General features: G+C 40.0%; 9 protein-coding genes and 9 pseudogenes. All 18 read left to right on the forward strand.

All coding sequences use genetic code 11. The features are described from left to right. Nucleotides 1–38 precede the first annotated feature (38 nt). Nucleotides 39–2,021, forward strand: a pseudogene (locus QNH10_RS11910) (chemotaxis protein CheA). A 15-nt stretch (nt 2,022–2,036) separates the two neighbouring features. Then, complete coding sequence (locus tag QNH10_RS11915; RefSeq protein WP_283731734.1) at nt 2,037–2,516, forward strand: chemotaxis protein CheW; 480 nt, start codon at nt 2,037–2,039, stop codon at nt 2,514–2,516. Then, entirely contained in the window at nt 2,506–3,129 is a 624-nt protein-coding gene (locus tag QNH10_RS11920) for a chemotaxis protein CheC (RefSeq protein ID WP_283731735.1), read from the forward strand. Before QNH10_RS11915 ends, QNH10_RS11920 begins: the two co-directional genes overlap by 11 nt. Beyond that, nucleotides 3,130–3,623 (forward strand): annotated as a pseudogene (locus QNH10_RS11925) (chemotaxis protein CheD). Between the two features lie 15 nt (nt 3,624–3,638). Continuing rightward, nucleotides 3,639–3,794, forward strand: coding sequence for a hypothetical protein (locus tag QNH10_RS11930; RefSeq protein WP_283731736.1), 156 nt, complete (start codon nt 3,639–3,641; stop codon nt 3,792–3,794). Continuing rightward, nucleotides 3,769–4,548: a FliA/WhiG family RNA polymerase sigma factor gene (locus QNH10_RS11935; RefSeq protein WP_283731737.1), complete on the forward strand. Its 780-nt coding sequence runs from the start codon at nt 3,769–3,771 to the stop codon at nt 4,546–4,548. Before QNH10_RS11930 ends, QNH10_RS11935 begins: the two co-directional genes overlap by 26 nt. Further along, on the forward strand, nt 4,545–4,853 hold the full coding sequence (locus tag QNH10_RS11940) for an RNA polymerase subunit sigma (protein ID WP_283731738.1): 309 nt from the start codon (nt 4,545–4,547) through the stop codon (nt 4,851–4,853). Before QNH10_RS11935 ends, QNH10_RS11940 begins: the two co-directional genes overlap by 4 nt. Nucleotides 4,854–4,857: 4 nt before the next feature. Then, complete coding sequence (locus QNH10_RS11945; RefSeq protein ID WP_283731739.1) at nt 4,858–5,355, forward strand: DUF6115 domain-containing protein; 498 nt, start codon at nt 4,858–4,860, stop codon at nt 5,353–5,355. A gap of 143 nt (nt 5,356–5,498) precedes the next feature. Continuing rightward, nucleotides 5,499–6,229, forward strand: a pseudogene (gene rpsB / locus QNH10_RS11950) (30S ribosomal protein S2). 181 nt (nt 6,230–6,410) lie between these two features. Next, a pseudogene (gene tsf / locus QNH10_RS11955) lies at nt 6,411–7,293 on the forward strand (translation elongation factor Ts). 85 nt (nt 7,294–7,378) lie between these two features. Then, a complete protein-coding gene (gene pyrH, locus QNH10_RS11960; RefSeq protein WP_283731740.1) occupies nt 7,379–8,104 on the forward strand; it encodes a UMP kinase in 726 nt (241 codons plus the stop codon). Continuing rightward, nucleotides 8,105–8,663: pseudogene (gene frr / locus QNH10_RS11965) on the forward strand (ribosome recycling factor). Nucleotides 8,664–8,964: 301 nt separating this feature from the next. Continuing rightward, the gene (uppS, locus tag QNH10_RS11970) at nt 8,965–9,759 is read left to right on the forward strand and encodes an undecaprenyl pyrophosphate synthase (RefSeq protein ID WP_283731741.1); all 795 of its coding nucleotides are present in this window, start codon (nt 8,965–8,967) and stop codon (nt 9,757–9,759) included. Beyond that, nucleotides 9,756–10,550 (forward strand): phosphatidate cytidylyltransferase, encoded by a 795-nt coding sequence (locus tag QNH10_RS11975; protein ID WP_283731742.1) that lies wholly within the window; start codon nt 9,756–9,758, stop codon nt 10,548–10,550. Before uppS ends, QNH10_RS11975 begins: the two co-directional genes overlap by 4 nt. 23 nt (nt 10,551–10,573) lie before the next feature. Beyond that, nucleotides 10,574–11,717, forward strand: a pseudogene (locus QNH10_RS11980) (1-deoxy-D-xylulose-5-phosphate reductoisomerase). A gap of 40 nt (nt 11,718–11,757) precedes the next feature. Next, nucleotides 11,758–13,018 (forward strand): annotated as a pseudogene (gene rseP, locus QNH10_RS11985) (RIP metalloprotease RseP). Nucleotides 13,019–13,181: 163 nt separating this feature from the next. After that, nucleotides 13,182–14,881, forward strand: a pseudogene (locus QNH10_RS11990) (proline--tRNA ligase). Nucleotides 14,882–14,950: 69 nt separating this feature from the next. After that, a pseudogene (locus QNH10_RS11995) lies at nt 14,951–19,262 on the forward strand (PolC-type DNA polymerase III). Nucleotides 19,263–19,342: the final 80 nt, after the last annotated feature.

Raw genomic sequence — 19,342 nt, forward strand, 5'->3', positions numbered from 1 at the left:
TTATATGGGTCAAATATCGTGAAGGGGGGACATTAAGAATGGAAATAGCGCAATACTTGGATATGTTCTTGGATGAAAGTAAAGAACATTTACAGGCATGTAATGAACTCTTACTTGCACTTGAAAAAAATCCGGAAGACTTAGCCATTGTTAATGAAATCTTTCGCTCTGCGCATACATTAAAAGGAATGTCAGCAACAATGGGCTATGGAAATATTGTCGAAGTGACACATAAAATGGAGAATATTCTTGATGCTATACGTAATTCCAAAATCAATGTAACGACGGAAATTCTTGATATAGTCTTCAAAGCTGTCGATTTGTTGGAAGAAATGGTGTTGGAGATAGAAGCAGGAGGAACTGGAGAAAAAGATGTAAGTGAAATCGTTCACGTTTTAAACAGGATTGAATCCGAACATTCAATCCTATCATCATCTTCAAGAAAAAGAGACTCCGACACAGGCAATCATATATGATGAATTTGAGATGGCTGTTATTAGTCAATCACAGGAAGAGGGTTTCAATGCCTTCGAGGTACGCGTGCTCTTAGGTGAAGATTGCATACTAAAAGCTGCCCGTGTATTCATGGTGTTTGAGTTAGTCGAGAAGTTTGGGGAAATCATTAAATCGACTCCATCTATTGAACAATTGGAAAATGAAGACTTCGATTTACTGTTCACTGTCGTTCTATTAACTAAAATAGACGCCAATACACTAAAAAATCAGGTAATGAATATATCGGAAGTGGAGAATGTTCTCGTACATCCGGTAACAGTAGGTTCAGTTCTAATATCCGAGAATGAAGAAATAATCGAATATGCAAAGTCTGAGTTAAACCCCAAAATAGAAAGTAGAGCAGTAACTGTTCAAAATACAAGTAAGACAATTCGCGTCAATACAGACAGGCTCGATACTCTTATGAATCTTTTTGAGGAACTAATAATTGATGGGGGCGCCTACAATCTATTGCCGATGAATTACATAATGAGGATTTGGATGAAACTGTGGAACGTATGACACGGATTACAGGCGACCTTCAAAGTATCATTCTTAAAATGAGAATGGTTCCAGTGGAAACAGTATTTAACCGCTTTCCAAAAATGGTACGTCAATTGGCACGTGATTTAGAGAAGACTATTAATCTCAAAATTACAGGTGCTAAAACCGAATTAGATCGCACAGTTATGGATAAAATTGGAGACCCGCTTGTTCATTTACTCCGTAATGCAATTGACCACGGAATAGAAAGTCCTGCAGTACGACTTGAAAAAGGAAAACCTGCGGAGGGGTCTATCTCGCTTAGGGCATATCACTCGGGGAACCATGTCTTTATCGAAATGGAAGATGACGGGGCAGGTATAAACAAGGAACTTGTTATGAAGAAAGCCATTAAAAGCGGAATTGTCACTGCAGAGTTTGCTTCGTCATTGACGGACGAGCAAATTTTAGAATTGATCATGTCGCCGGGATTTTCAACAGCTGAAAAAGTTACCGATTTGTCTGGACGGGGAGTCGGTATGGATGTTGTGAAAAGTAAAATAGAATCACTTGGTGGCTATATCGCAATTCAATCTGAAAAGGATCGAGGGACCCTATTTCGGATACAATTGCCACTCACGCTGTCAATCATATCTGTAATGCTTGTGAATTTAGATGAAGATGTATATGCCATCCCGCTTTCATCGATTCACGAAGTAGCAATTATACGAACTTCGGACATTATGAGTGGCCATAACCAAAAGTTAATTGACGTACGGGGAAGCATTGTCCCTCTTGTGAATTTAAAAGAAATCTTTGAAATGGATAACGGAGTCGAAACCAAAGAATTCCAATCAATCGTTATTGTCCAAAAGGGCGAAAAGATGGCTGGTCTAATCGTGGATTCATTCATTGGACAACAAGAAATTGTACTGAAATCACTTGGGAATTACTTGCAAAGCGTTTTTGCGATTTCAGGCGCTACAATTCTTGGTACTGGCAGAGTCGCATTAATCGTTGATTGCAATGCATTAATCAAATAGATGGAGGGAGATTGTATGGCTGCAACGGACAATTGGGACCAAAATAAAGAAGTTATAAAAGTGGTTGTTTTCCAGTTGGCAGAGAAAGAGTATATGCTAAAAGTGGATGTAGTTGAATCGATTGAAAGGACTCTTTCAATCACGAATGTCCCACTAACACCCTCCTATGTAAAAGGTGTCGTTAATCTAAGGGGAGTAATTACACCGATTATTGATTTGCGAGCACGGTTTGAACTTGAAATGAAACCTATTGATGAAGACACTCGGAACATAATCGTTTCATGTGACGAGTTTAAGGTTGGATTGATCGTCGATGCGGCGACTGATGTTATTGATATTCCGAAGGATTCAATAGAGCCGCAACCGAAAGTAGTTGGTTCGGTTGAATCTGAATTCATTTATGGAGTAGCAAGGATCGATAAACGGATTTTGGTTATGTTAAATCTTAATAAAGTACTGATCCCTGTGAAACGAGTGACAACCGATGAATATTGACTATAAAATTACAGATATGCATCTCGATGTCTTAAAGGAAATTGGAAGTATCGGTGCTGCACATGCAGCCACTTCATTATCACAGTTATTAGATAAGAAAATTGAAATGCTTGTACCAAACGTAAGTTTTGTATCATTTGATGAAATGTTCGATTTAGCAGGAGGGTCTGAAAGAATAGTCGTCGGAATACTACAAAAGATCGAAGGTGATCTTTCTGGCAATATGTTCTACTTGTTGCCGTTAGATTCTGCAAATCAACTGACTAAAAGATTAGTCGGTGAAACCTCAATCGATTTCCATAATTCAACAATATCGGAATTGGCGATATCAGCAATGCAGGAGGTTGGAAATATCTTAGCTGGGTCGTATCTTTCTGCTTTATCGGATTTCACACAGTTGAAGATACAACCGACTGTTCCATCGCTTAGTGTAGATATGGTGGGCGCTATAATTAGTTTCGGACTTATAGAACTATCACATTATTACGACGAGGCTATCGTCATAGACACTCAAATTATTGTTGAGGGAAGTTCCAGTGTGGATGGACATTTTTTTCTACTTCCAAACCCAGAGGCCTATATTTCCTTATTTCGATCGTTAGGTGTTCTATAAATGGATACAGTTAAAAATGTTGTTAGAGTTGGTATCGCGGATATGAAGATTGTTAAAGCGCCCCAAAAAATTCGGACATCAAGTTTAGGTTCTTGTGTCGGTGTCGTCCTATACGATGAAACAACTAAGATTGCGGGATTAGTCCACGTTATGTTGCCTGATTCAAGTCTTGGAAGATTAGAAAGTTTTAATAGGGCTAAATTTGCAGACACAGGTATCTATTCATTGGTGGAACTATTAAAGAAGGAAGGAGTAAATCCTAATTCTTTAAAGGCTAAAATTGCTGGTGGAGCTCAAATGTTCCAGTTCGGATCAAAAGATACAATCCGCATCGGCCCCCAAATATTGAAGCGGTCAAGCTGGTCCTTGGCAGACTATCAATCCCTATCATTGCAGAAGATACAGGTGGATCAAGAGGGCGTACAATTGAGTTTGACCCGATATCGATTAAATTAAGCATTCGAACGGTTAATGAAGGAACGAATGAAATTTGATGGCGTTCTAGTGGATTGGCGAAAGTTATATGGATAGGTATCAAGGGGGCTGAACGATTCAGTCGCTTTTTTTTAGCTGCGTTTGCTATAATTGTAGTCAAACTATTGCTGAAGAATGTCGTAACATGGAAAGTGGGTGGAGTTCATGTCCAAACAGAATTTGACGGATGAAGATATAATTTGGATACAATGGTTGAAAAAAAGGGATTCAGATGCGGGTGATGTCCTTGTCCGAAAATATACTCCTCTAGTCAATTATCATGTGCAACGAATCAGCTCAGGCCTGCCCCGAAATGTATCAAGGGACGATATTGTAAGTCTTGGTCTCCAGGGACTATTCGATGCTTTGACAAAATTCGACCCGAATCGAGATTTAAAATTTGATACATACGCCTCATTCAGGATACGCGGATCGATAATAGACGGACTTCGTAAAGAGGATTGGATGCCAAGGTTAGCCCGTGAAAAGTCAAAAAAACTGGAGAATGAGATTAGTAAGTTGGAACAAAAATTATTGCGACATGCCACTCCTGAAGAAATTGCCGATCATCTTGGTATTGAAGTGGACGATGTCTATCAGACATTGCACGAACATTACTTTTCAAACGTACTTTCCATGGAGGAACGTGTGGGTTCTGATGACGAGGAAGGCAATTCGTATACTTTACAAGATCATCATGAACCAACACCGGAGCATCATGTCATGATGGGCGAACTTGTTCAGGATTTAACAATGAAAATCAAAGAATTAAATGCGAATGAGCAAATGGTGTTAGATCTATTTTATACGAATGAAATGACCTTGACTGAAATTGGTGAAATCTTAGGTTTATCAACTTCCCGAATTTCTCAAATTCATTCAAAAGCGCTCTTCAAATTAAGAAAGTCACTATTACCGGAAATAGTTGATGGAGGGATTTTATGAGCTTAAAAGGAATCGAACTCCAAATTGCAATTCCCAGAACTTTCGATGCTGGTAAACTAACAGAGCAAAAGCAACAACAACCCCAAATTGACCAGGGACATGCCCAATCGTTAAATGAAAAAGAAGTTTTGAAAAACCGTGAGACTGTCTTGCATACTGACAAATATGCGAAAACAAATTCCGACGCAAATAGTAGTCAGCAGGAAAGGGAAAGGGAACCTTCAGCAAGAAATCGTCAACAAAGAGAAGAGGAAAAGAAAGCGATGCATCCGTATAAAGGGTCATTCGTAGACTTTACAGGTTAAGCAAATGAGTTCATTATTTTTATTATTGTTATTCGTTTTACAAATGGTTAGTTTTTATGTCATTGCACTTCTGTATATGAAGATATCCAAATTCAACAACCTTGAAAAAAAGCAAGAGCGGCTTATGGCTGAAATGGATGATGCCATCGCCGCTTATCTTTCCGAATTGAAAGAAGAAAATGAACGACTAATTAATATCATTGAAAATCGTGAAGAAAAAGTCCTTATAAAAGTACAAGAAGAAGTAAAACCTACCCGTAAGACTAAGATTGTGGAAAATGAAAATGAATTTACGATCGTTCAACCAAATATTCCTGTAAATGTTGCATTGAAGTCATATCAGAATGCACCTACAACCCCAAAAACGTTAAATTTAACTCCCGAAAAGAACGACCACCATCGTGCTTTATCAATGTTTGATGAAGGCAAAACAGTAGAAGAAATCGCCAAAACCCTCGGCAAAGGGACAACCGAAGTAGAATTACTACTCAAATTCCGATGAACAGAGTTGCAAAATTAAAATCACTATGGTATATTATCAAATGGTGTTACTACACACGTACGTGGACGATGGAAACGGTGCCGAAAGGTCGCTTCATCGGATGAAACATACGGAGGAAACAAACCAAATAGGAGGAATATCAAATGTCAGTAATCTCAATGAAACAACTGCTTGAAGCAGGTGTACACTTGGACACCAAACTCGTCGTTGGAACCCGAAAATGAAGAAATTTATCTTCCAAGAACGTAACGGAATCTACATCATCGATCTTCAAAAGACGGTGAAAAAACTTGAAGAAGCATATGACTTCATGCGTCAAGTTGGTGCAGATGGCGGAAAAGTACTTTTCGTCGGCACGAAAAAACAAGCACAAGATGCTATTAAAGAAGAAGCAGAACGTGCTGGTATGTACTACATCAACCAACGTTGGCTTGGTGGTACACTTACAAACTTCGGAACGATCCAAAAACGTGTTGCACGTATGAAAAAGATCGAAACGATGGAAGAGGACGGTACATTTGCTGTACTTCCTAAGAAAGAAGTTTCTGAACTAAGAAAAGAACACGAACGTCTTGTGAAATTCCTTGGCGGTATCCGTGATATGAAATCATTGCCGGATGTTATCTTTGTTGTTGACCCACGCAAAGAGCGCATCGCTGTAGCTGAAGCTATCAAATTGAACATTCCACTCGTCGGTATTGTTGATACGAACTGTGATCCGGACGAAATCGACTACGTCATTCCTGCGAATGATGACGCAATCCGTGCCGTTCGTTTACTTACAAGCAAAATGGCAGATGCGTTGATCGAATCAAGACAAGGCGCAGATGAAGAAGTATCTGAAGAAGCGTCTGAAACGGTAGCTGCAGAGTAAAATTAGGAAATGAACAGACGATAAGCGGCCAACCCCCTTATCGTCTTTTTTAAAGATTAGGCTTGTTCAACTCACTTGTTGATGTTCAAGTTTTGGTGTGAAACGCGTCAAATGGTCAACAATATTTTTGAACAAGACAAAGTATTGTCGTCACAAATCACTCATACAGGAGGAAATTATAATGGCAATTACAGCACAAATGGTAAAAGAACTTCGTGAAAAAACTGGCGCAGGCATGATGGACTGCAAAAAAGCACTTACAGAAGTAAACGGTGATATGGAAGCAGCAGTTGACTTCCTCCGTGAAAAAGGATTATCTAGTGCAGCTAAAAAAGCTGACCGCATCGCAGCTGAAGGTACAACTGAAATCGTCGTTAACGGTAACGAAGCAGTTATCTTCGAAGTAAACGCTGAAACAGACTTTGTTGCGAAAAACGAAGGATTCCAAACACTTGTAAAAGAACTTGGAGAACATCTTCTTGCAGCTAAACCAGCTACAATCGAGGAAGCTAACGAATCTAAATTGGAAAACGGCCTTACAGTCGCTGAACATATTTCTAACGCTGTTTCAAAAATCGGAGAGAAAATCACTCTTCGCCGCTTTGAAGTGAAAACAAAAACAGATAACGATGCATTCGGTCCATATCTTCATATGGGCGGTCGTATTGCTGTGTTGACAATCCTTGAAGGCACAACAGACGCTGATGCTGCAAAAGACGTTGCAATGCATATTGCTGCATTGAACCCTAAATACATTTCACGTGACGAAGTGTCCGCAGAAGAAGTGGAGCGCGAGCGTAAAGTTCTTACAGAACAAGCGTTGAACGAAGGCAAGCCTGAAAATATTGTTGCGAAAATGGTTGAAGGCCGTCTTGGTAAATACTTCGAAGAAATGTGTTCTTGACCAAGCATTCGTTAAAAATTCTGATCAAAAAGTTCGTGACTTTGTTAAGTCCACTGGCGGCTCTTTGAAAGAATTCGTTCGCTATGCTGTAGGTGAAGGCATTGAAAAACGTGAAGATAACTTTGCTGAAGAAGTTATGAGCCAAGTTAAAGGTAACTAATTCACATTTAATGAATACAAAATAATTTAGGGGACACAACTTTGTGTTCCCTATTTTTCAAGAAAATTAAAGACGGAGGGTACATATGAGCGTCCCAAAATACAAAAGAATTGTCTTAAAGCTTAGCGGTGAAGCACTCGCAGGTGAAAAGGGATTCGGATTATCTCCTGAAATCATTAAAACAGTTGCGGCACAGGTGAAAGATGTAACGGAACTTGGTGTGGAAGTTGCAGTGGTAGTTGGTGGAGGAAATATTTGGCGTGGAAAGATCGGCAGTGAGATGGGAATGGACCGCACGACTGCTGATTATATGGGTATGCTTGCCACGGTCATGAATTCATTAGCACTACAAGATGCACTTGAAAAATTAGGAGTTGAAACACGAGTATCATCTTCTATCGAAATGCGTCAAGTGGCTGAACCGTACATTCGGAGAAAAGCGATTAGACATCTTGAAAAGAAACGTGTCGTCATCTTTGCTGCTGGAACAGGGAACCCTTACTTCTCAACCGATACGACTGCGGCTCTAAGAGCGGCTGAAATCGAAGCTGATGTCATTCTGATGGCGAAAAACAATGTTGATGGTGTCTATTCTGCCGATCCACTGAAAGATAAGGACGCAGTGAAATACACCGATTTGACGTATTTGGAAGTAATTAGCCAAGGTCTTGCGGTTATGGATTCAACAGCTTCAACCCTATGTATGGACAATGATATCCCTCTCGTAGTATTCTCAATAATGGATAATGGAAATATTAAAAAGGCCGTATTAGGGGAACCGATTGGTACGGTTGTGAGGAGGAATGGGTAAATGCCAAAAGAATTAATGGACCAAACGATTGAAAGAATGGAGAAAGCAATTGGAGCATTTTCACGACAATTAGCTTCAATCCGTGCGGGACGTGCAAGTGCATCATTGCTTGATCGAATCAATGTTCTTTACTACGGAGCACCAACGCCGTTAAACCAAATGGCTGGTATTTCCGTGCCTGAGGCAAGACTAATGGTAATACAACCTTATGACAAAACGACAATTGGGGATATTGAAAAGGCGATATTGAAATCTGATATCGGGATCACTCCTTCCAATGATGGTTCTGTAATCCGTTTGGCTGTACCTGCCTTAACGGAAGAGCGTCGTAAGGAACTTGTGAAAGAAGTTAAAAAGGAATCAGAGGATTCCAAAATTGCAATTCGAAATGTTCGAAGAGATGCGAATGACGAGTTGAAGAAGTTGGAAAAAAAGTGGCGAAATCACTGAGGATGAATTACGTCGTGAGGGCGATGAGATTCAAAAACTAACTGATTCGTACATTGAAAAGATTGACGGGATCTCCAAAGCGAAAGAAAACGAAATTATGGAAATCTGATCGAAGAACTTTCTATATCTCCGGACGTCCTATCTTCAGGACGTCTTTTTTTTGCCAAATTGTTTAAACCAATGACATACATATGTAAATGGTGATTTCCGTTCCTTAAAGTGGAAAACGTCCGCCGGGAACGGAAGGCAACTATTATATTATTGATTATTATTAGTAGGCACGCATAGTCTTATACAAGGGATCCTTTAAATTTCATCGAAACGTTTGCTTGTTTTAATGAAATTTGCTGGCCGATTTGATACGATAGACTAGGTACTTGCTCAAATAGCAGGCGAGTGGAGGAAACGGAATGTTAGAAAAACTGTTGCGAAAAAAAACTAAAGGGTCCGATTTGTCAATTTCCGACAGGATTAAGAATGTGAAAAGTAGGACAATACCTTCACACGTCGCCATCATTATGGATGGGAACGGCAGATGGGCTAAACAACGCAGCTTGCCAAGAATTGCTGGTCACCATGAGGGAATGAAAACAGTCCGTAAAATTACCCGTATTGCGAATGATATCGGCATTAAAGTCTTAACGCTATACGCTTTTTCAACCGAAAACTGGAAACGTCCGAAAATGGAAATCGATTTTCTTATGAAGCTTCCTGGAGAGTTTTTATCTACATATTTACCGGAATTGATTGAACAGAATGTTAAAGTAGAAACAATCGGTAACTTCGATGCTTTGCCACCCCATACGAAAGAAGCTATTTTGAAGGCGGTAGAAGCTACCTCGATGAATACCGGTCTTGTACTGAACTTCGCAATGAATTACGGAAGCCGTCTCGAAATTGTTGAGACAGTAAAAGAAATTGTCCAATTGACAGCAAACAATCAATTATCGATAGATGATATTAATGAATCTTTGATTGATGCGCATTTAATGACTTCACATTTGCCTGAACCGGATTTACTAATTCGAACAAGTGGGGAAGTAAGATTGTCGAATTTCATGCTGTGGCAACTTGCCTATTCAGAATTCTCATTCACAGATGTTCTTTGGCCTGATTTCGACGAATCATGTATGCTTAATGCTATAGAAGAATTCCAAAAGCGCAACAGGCGTTTTGGGAGTGTGGAAGGAGATAACGAACTTTGAAACAGAGAATCATTACAGCAATTGTAGCATTAGCAGTTTTTTTCCCACTCGTCATCATAGGTGGTTTTCCGTTTACACTAGCGATTTATGCCATCGCTTCAATAGGCTTATTCGAATTGCTACGCATGAAAAACATTCGCATATTCTCAGTGGAGGGAATCCTTACATGGTTTATGCTTGCTATCCTTTTAATGCCTTCGACATGGACGAATGAAGTGCTGCAATTTACCGGTTACACAAAAACAGAATTGATATTCGCATTCATACTTATCTTACTTATTTTCACAGTAATCTCAAAAAATCGTTTTACATTCGATCATGCGGCATTTACTGCGTTTAGCGCATTATACCTTGGCATAGGTTTTTATTTCTTGATTGAAACACGATTTTACGGATTTGAATATGTTTTCTATGCCTTATTGGTTATTTGGACGACTGATTCCGGAGCTTATTTTACAGGAAGAAGAATAGGGAAACGTAAACTTTGGCCGGAAATTTCCCCTAATAAGACGGTAGAAGGGTTTCTTGGTGGAATTCTTTTTGCTGTTCTATTCGCGTTAGTTTTCCAACTATTTTATCCAATAGCATCTTCTTATTTCGTGTTGGCTATTATTACGATAATTGCCTCCATCGTTGGTCAGTTGGGGGATTTGGTTGAATCTGCATTGAAGCGGCATTTTAAAGTGAAGGATTCAGGAAATCTTTTACCGGGACATGGTGGAATTCTTGATAGATTTGATAGTCTCCTTTTCGTATTGCCACTTATTCATTTTCTTCATCTTGTTGGTTAAAGGAAAGGATGTAGTTCAGTATGGTGAAAAAAATTAGTCTGCTTGGAGCTACAGGGTCAATCGGTACACAGACCCTGGATATTATTCAATCAAACCGTGAAAAATTTAAGCTCGTATCTTTTTCGGCTGGGATGAATATTACTAAAGTAAGAGAAATCACAACGGAGTTTCAGCCCGAAATCGTATCTGTCATAAACTCGACTGACGCGAGTGTCTTACAAGCTGAATTCCCTAAGACGAAATTCGTTTATGGAAAAGAAGGCCTAATTATTGTTGCTGCTCATTCCAACGCGGACATGCTTGTCAATGCGGTGATTGGCAGTATCGGTTTGGAGCCGACTATAGAAGCCATCAAAGAAGGCATAACGATAGCTATTGCAAATAAAGAAACATTAGTAGCTGCAGGAGATATCGTTATGGCGGAAGCAAAAAAGAATAATGTTGCACTGTTGCCGGTAGATAGTGAGCATTCTGCATTGTTTCAATCCATGAATGGTGAAAATCCCAAACAGTGTCCCGTTTAATCCTTACCGCTTCTGGAGGAGTTTCAGGCATTTGTCGAGAAGCGGATTAAAGGACGTTACTGTTCAACAAGCGTTGGCGCATCCCAATTGGTCAATGGGCAATAAATTGACAATTGACTCTGCGACGATGATGAACAAAGGACTTGAGGTGATAGAGGCCCATCATTTATTTAATATGCCTTATGAAAAAATTGATTGTCTTCTTCATAAAGAAAGTATTATCCATTCAATTGTTGAATTTGAAGATACGAGTATGATTGCTCAGTTGGGGTCTCCTGATATGCGTGTTCCGATCCAATACGCAATGACCTATCCTGATCGGATTCAGATGCAAAATGCAAAACCACTCAAACTCGAGGAAATTGGAACTTTGCATTTTGAGAAAATGGATATGGAAAGATATAAAGCACTTGCACTTGCATACGCTGCAGGTAGGGAAGGCGGTACAATGCCAACAGTGATGAATGCAGCAAATGAGGTTGCTGTTGAACTGTTTATGAAAGGTGAAATTCCTTTTTTACAAATCGAGGAAATTGTTGAAAGGATGATGAATCAGCACGAAAAAATTTCATCACCTGACTTGGAAACGATCCTTGAAATTGATTCCCTGACCCGTAAGATGGTGTATGATAAGGTAAAATGATTCATAAATCGGCTAAAGTGGCCAGTTAAGGTGGTTTTTTATGGAAACCGTAATTGCGTTTATAATCATATTTGGTTCTCTCGTCTTTTTTCATGAATTAGGTCATTTCCTGTTTGCGAAAAAGGCTGGAATCATGGTCCGTGAATTTGCAATTGGATTTGGACCAAAAATATTAGCATTGCGAAAGAACGAGACGCTCTACACAATCCGCCTTCTTCCCTTGGGGGATACGTCAGGATGGCAGGTGATGATTTTGACACTGTAGAATTACAACCCGGTTATCGTGTTGGCGTTATTTTAAATAATGAAGATGTGGTGGAAAAGATTTACTTGAATCGGGAAGTTTCAAATCCGAATGTCCTATTCATAGAAACGGAAAAGGCCGATTTGAGTAAAGCGCTCTTCATCGAGGGATATGATGAAGACGGAAATCTTGTTAAATACAACGTTTCAAGAAATGCTATTGTTTATGAAAAAGGTCAGGAGACAATAATAGCTCCTTATGATCGTCAATTTGATTCAAAGCCTTTAGGCAGTAGGGCAATGGCTATCTTTGCTGGTCCTCTTTTCAACTTCATCCTTGCATTCTTCATCTTCTTGGCAATTGGTCTTCTGCATGGAATCCCTACTAATGAACCAATCATTAGCGAAGTTATCAGCGACAGTCCTGCATATTCTGCGGGAATGGAACCAGGAGATTTCATTAAGGAAGTGGATGGAGTACCTGTTAAGACGTGGACCGAATTTACTGATATAGTGAAAAGCAGTGGCAGCGAAAAAATTCAATTGAAGGTAGAGCGTGGCGGTGATCTCGTTACGTTTGCAGTAACTCCGAATACAGTGGTGAATGAGGCTGGTGAGAAAGTAGGCCAGATCGGAGTTATGTACGATCCGCCTTTAGAAAAGAACCCGATGAAGGCGTTCGCTTTTGGAGCAGAACAAACATATACCTGGACTAAACGAATCTTCGAGCTTTTAGGTATGCTCGTAACAGGTAAATTTACAATTGAAGCATTAAGTGGCCCAGTGGGAATTTATAAGGCAACTGAGGAAGTTGCACAATTTGGCGTTTTCTCCCTTATGAATTGGGCGGCTGTATTAAGCATTAACTTAGGCATCATGAACCTATTACCACTTCCGGCACTTGATGGTGGTAGATTATTGTTCTTCTTATTTGAAGGCTTACGGGCAAACCTGTCGATAAGCAAAAAGAAGGAATGGTCCATTTTGTAGGGATTATGTTATTAATGGTGCTTATGTTAGTCGTTACATGGAACGATATACAAAGGTTTTTCTTTTAATAGAATTGGACTAATTTATTGTCCAGCTCGAGGCGTTAGATACTCGGGACATAAGTCAAATATGCCGCGTGTCAAAGGACGCCACTACGCATATTTGCCTTATGCCTGTCACATCTGAGCAAGCGCCTTCCGCTTTTCTTTAGAATCCGAGGTGAACTCTTTTATGAAACAATCACGGACATTCATCCCAACTTTACGTGAAATACCAAGCGATGCTGAAATCGTCTCCCATCAATTGTTATTAAGGGCCGGTTTTATTCGTCAACATATGAGCGGGGTCTATTCATATTTGCCATTAGCAAAAAAAGTGTTAAGGAAAATTGAAAACATTATCCGTGAAGAAATGGATGCAATTGAGGCGGTAGAGGTTTTATTGCCTACATTGCAACAAACTGACCTTTGGGAAGAAACGGGAAGATGGCAAACGTATGGTCAAGAATTATTCCGCTTAACTGATAGACATGACAGGGAAATGGCATTAGGACCAACTCACGAAGAAGTGATCACATCACTTGTTCGTGATGATGTGCAATCCTATAAAAAGCTTCCACTAACCATGTATCAAATTCAAACAAAGTTCAGGGATGAGAAAAGGCCAAGATTCGGATTACTGCGTGGCAGGGAATTCATCATGAAGGATGCATATTCCTTTCATTCCACAGAGGAAAGTCTTGATGTGAAGTATAATGAAATGCTTGAAGCTTACTCGAGGATTTTTACAAGGCTTGGTTTGGAATTTCGAACGGTTCTGGCAGATGGCGGATCGATAGGTGGTAAGAGCACACATGAGTTCATGGCCCTATCAGAAACAGGGGAAGATACAATTGCGTTCAGTGAAACTTCACCTTATGCTGCTAATATTGAAATTGCAGAAGTGAACATCGACTATGCCAAATCAAGTGAACCAATGAGGGAATTGGAAAAAGTTGAAACACCTAAAAAAAGACTATAGTGGATGTTGCAACATTTTTAAATGTTGATCCTTCAAAAATTATCAAAACGATTATCTTCCGTGCTGATGATGAATTGTGCGCAGTTATAGTTCGTGGTGATCATGATATTAATGAGATAAAACTTAGAAAAGCACTTTCTGTTAGTGAGTTAAATCTTGCTTCAGAAAGTGAAATTGAAAAAACTCTTTCCTGCAAAGTTGGTACTATTGGGCCTGTTAAATTACCTCTTGAAATTAAGGTGTATGCCGATAATGCTGTAAAAGAAATCGTTAACGGAATTTGCGGTGCGAATGAGGATGACTTCCATCTGAAAAATGTCAATCCTGAACGCGACTTCGCTGTTGATAAGTATTTAGATTTAAGATTCATAAAGGAGGGGGACCTTTCGCCGGACGGAAACGGAACAATTCGTTTTGCGAAAGGGATTGAACTCGGCCATACATTTAAATTAGGTGTCTCCTATAGTGAAGCGATGAAAGCGACGTATCTTGATGAAAATGGAAATTCCCAGCATTTTGTAATGGGATGTTATGGGATAGGCGTTTCTCGAATTTTAGCGGCAATCGCTGAACAATACAATGATGCAAACGGGTTGAAATGGCCGAAAAAATTGGCACCCTATGACATTCATCTAATAACAATCAATATGAACGATGAAATTCAAACAAAATTATCAAACGAACTTTATCACCTCCTGAAAACGTACCGGTACGATATCCTTCATGATGATCGGGATGAAAGAGCAGGAGTGAAATTCACGGATGCCGATCTTATTGGATTACCAGTCCGTATCACCATCGGTAAAATGGCACAGGACGGAATGGTAGAAGTCAAATTCCGCGAGACAGGTGAAACAGTCGTTTGGCAAAAAGAAGAAATTACAGAAAAACTACAATCGTTTTTTAATTAATAGTATGATGAAAGGGGAGGTCGGGTGTTCCGACGCTTCCCTTTTCACTGTAAAACAGGGGGGTTACATATGGATGCTAAAGTGAAAATGCTAACTCTATTGCAACAAATCGGAATGTCTGATGACCAAACCATCATCCACTTCCAACATGCCACACTTGAACGAGTGGACATCCATCGAAAATCAAGGATCTGGCAATTCAATATTCAACTTGAAAAAACATTGCCTTTGCAAGTTTTTCAGCTATTCCAACATAAATTAAAAGAAGCCTTTAAATCCATTGCCACAATTCGCCTTAAAATAAGTACAAGCTCTCCAGAGTGGAATCCCGATAATGTAGTCGGATACTGGCCGTACGTCATCGAAGAGATGAGAGATATGTCTCCACCAATCCGTGAACGTCTCATTGGACAGCAACCAGTTATGATTGGTGAAAAGATGAGATTGGAGTGCACAAACGACTTCGAACAACAAACGTTGAAAAGTAAATACGGGCCTCTTATCTCGGAAGTTTATGGGTCTTTCGGTTTCCCGACAATGGCTATTGAATTTACGATATCTGAAGGGGCTGAAAATAACGAAGCGGAGCGTTTAGCCTTTATTGCACAGAAGGAAGCGGAGGAAGAAGCATTTGCAAGAAATGCATTAGCAAACCTTCAAAAATTAGAAGCAAGCAAAAAAGAAAATGGCGATGCCGGAAACAGGCCATTCGTGTTAGGTGTGCCTATTAAACCAGATGAGCCTATTATTGGCATCCAGACAATTCAAGATGAAGAAAGACGTGTCACAATCGAAGGATATGTCTTCGATACAGAAGTCAGGGAACTAAGAAGTGGACGCTCATTGATCACCATCAAAGTGACCGATTATACCGACTCAATATTAGTTAAAATGTTTTCGAGAGATAATGAAGATGCGGAGCTTATGAAAACATTGAAAAAGGGTTCTTGGGTTCGTGCTCGAGGAAGCATTCAGAATGATACCTTTGTCAGGATCTTATTATGATGGCTCAAGACATCATGGAAGTCACTCCAGTTATCCGCAAGGACAATGCACCTGAGAATCGAAAGCGTATTGAATTACACGCCCATACGAATATGAGTCAGATGGATGCCGTAACATCTGCATCGAATTTAGTCGCTCAAGCAGCTAAATGGGGTCATCCTGCAATTGCCATCACGGATCATGCAAATGTCCAATCATTTCCTGAAGCGTATTCCGCGGGTAAGAAACATGGCATAAAAGTACTGTTCGGTTTAGAAGCAAACCTTGTAGATGATGGCGTTCCAATTGTTTACGATGAACAGCATCGTTTACTTGAAGATGATACGTACGTTGTGTTTGACGTAGAGACAACAGGCTTATCTGCTGTGTATGACACAATTATCGAACTTGCAGCAGTGAAAGTAGTAAATGGCGAAATAAAAGATAGATTTGAACGTTTTGCCAATCCGCATCATCCACTATCTTCTACAACCACAGAACTAACTGGCATTACGGATGATATGGTGAAAGATGCACCAGAAGTATCAGAAGTCATCAGGGATTTCAAGGAATTTATCGGTGATTCAATCTTAGTCGCTCATAATGCCTCTTTTGATATGGGCTTCTTTTATGAGGCTAGTAAAAAAGCTGATTTGCATGATAAGAACTATCCAACAATCGATACACTTGAACTATCCCGATTTTTATTTCCTGAATTACGAAATCACAGATTGAATACATTGGCGAAGAAATTCGATATCGAACTGACTCAGCATCACCGTGCGATCTACGATACGGAAGCGACAGCTTATCTATTCATTCGTCTAATGAAAGATGCTTCGGAGAAAGGTATCGTCTACTTAGATGATTTCAATAAGAATATCGGGGAAGGGGATGCGTATAAAAGGTCGAGGCCTTCACATTGTACTTTACTTGCAACCGATGACGAAGGATTGAAGAATTTATTCAAACTTGTCTCGATTTCCCATATGGACTACTTTTATCGGGTGCCAAGGATTCCACGGTCGTTATTAATAAAACACCGACAGGGTTTATTAGTTGGATCAGGATGTGATAAAGGAGAAGTCTTCGAAGGCTTAATGCAAAAATCGATGGAGGAAGTAGAGGAAATTGCTCGTTTTTATGATTACCTTGAATTGCATCCAAAACCGGTTTACTCGCATCTAATTGAGTTAGAACTTATACGAGATGAATGGAATCTCGAAGATATAATGCGTAAAATGATCAAACTTGGAAAAAAGCTCAGTCTCCCGGTTTGTGCTACAGGGAACGTTCACTATATAGATGAAACGGATGCAACGTATCGTCAAGTACTTGTTCGATCACAAGGTGGCGCGAATCCGATGAATCGACATTCATTACCTGAAGTGCATTTTAGGACAACCGATGAAATGCTCGAGCATTTTTCGTTTTTAGGAAATGAAACTGCTGAACAAATTGTCATTGATAACCCGCAATCTATTGCCGACCGAATCGGAGATGTGAAAGTTATCAAAGATGACCTTTATACCCCAGAGATTGAGGGGGCGGATGAAGAGGTACGGGAGCTTACCTATTCGATGGCCCGTCATATTTATGGTGAACAATTACCCGAAATTATTGAAGCGCGTATCGAAAAAGAATTGAAATCGATTATCGATAACGGCTTCGCTGTTATTTATCTGATTTCACATAAGCTGGTCAAAAGATCATTGGACGACGGGTATATAGTTGGTTCACGTGGGTCAGTAGGTTCTTCACTCGTTGCAACGATGATGGAAATTACCGAAGTGAACCCGATGCCGCCACATTACGTTTGTCCATCATGTAAAGTATCCGAATTCTTTTCCGATGGTTCTGTCGGTTCTGGTTTTGACTTGCCGGACAAAGCGTGTCCATCCTGCGGAACAATGTTTAAAAAAGATGGACAAGATATCCCGTTTGAAACGTTTCTTGGGTTTAACGGAGATAAAGTCCCTGATATCGATTTGAACTTTAGTGGAGAGTACCAGGCGCATGCGCATAACTATACGAAGGAGCTCTTTGGAGAGGATTATGTCTATCGTGCCGGAACAATCGGTACAGTTGCTGAAAAAACAGCATATGGGTATGTCCGGGGATATATGAATGATAATAATCTCCATTTAAGAGGGGCGGAAATTGACAGGTTGGTTCAAGGATGTACTGGCGTTAAACGAAATACAGGGCAACATCCAGGTGGAATCATCGTTGTACCTGATAATATGGAGATTTTCGACTTTTCACCAATTCAATTCCCGGCTGACGATACTTCATCAAGCTGGCGAACAACACATTTTGACTTCCATTCAATCGATAATAACTTATTGAAACTTGATATACTTGGGCATGATGATCCAACGATGATCAAAATGCTGGAAGACCTTTCCGGTATCGACCCGAAAACGATTCCACCAGATGACGAAGGGGTAATGGCACTCTTCAGCGGAACCTCATCTTTAGGCGTTACTGAAGAACAGATTGACTGTAAGACGGGTACATTAGGTGTTCCTGAGTTCGGTACACGATTTGTTAGGCAGATGTTAGAGGAGACAAAACCTTCCACATTTTCGGAACTTATCCAGATTTCGGGACTATCGCATGGAACGGATGTCTGGCTTGGAAATGCACAGGAATTGATCCAAAATAATATTTGTCAATTGTCGGATGTTATCGGATGCCGTGACGATATAATGGTTTACCTTATTTATCAAGGATTGGAACCGTCAATTGCCTTTAAAATTATGGAATCTGTTCGTAAAGGAAAAGGATTGACTCCGGAATTTGAAGCAGAGATGAAGGCGAATAACGTTCCCGGCTGGTATATTGATTCTTGTAAGAAAATAAAATATATGTTTCCTAAGGCCCATGCGGCAGCCTATGTTCTCATGGCGTTAAGGATTGCATATTTTAAAGTGCACCATCCAATTATGTATTACGCAGCCTATTTCACTGTGCGTGCAACAGACTATGATCTTTTAGTAATGACGAAAGGCACAGCTTCAATGCGTGCAAAAATTAAGGAAATCAATGACAAAGGGTTAGAGGCAAGCCCGAAAGAGAAGAACTTATTGACAGTACTTGAAATAGCATTGGAAATGGGAGAACGCGGATTTTCTTTCGCGAAGCCTGATTTATATAAATCTGATGCTTCCGTATTCATTATTGAGGACAATAAACTAATTCCTCCTTTGACTCCATTCCTTCACTTGGTACAAACGTAGCGAGAACAATTGTTGAGGCACGTAAGGATGGAATCTTCTTGTCGAAAGAAGACCTGCAGCAGCGAGGCAGGGTATCTAAAACCGTCATTGAATATATGGACTCATTAGGTTGCTTGGAAGGCATGCCGGATTCGAATCAATTATCATTATTTTGACCTTAGGCCACGCCGAAATTGGTTAGCACGGCACATTATTTGCAATGATGCCCTATAAATGCTACAATTGTAGCAACTTT

Source organism: Sporosarcina thermotolerans, assembly GCF_030067815.1.
Lineage (GTDB): Bacteria > Bacillota > Bacilli > Bacillales_A > Planococcaceae > Sporosarcina > Sporosarcina thermotolerans.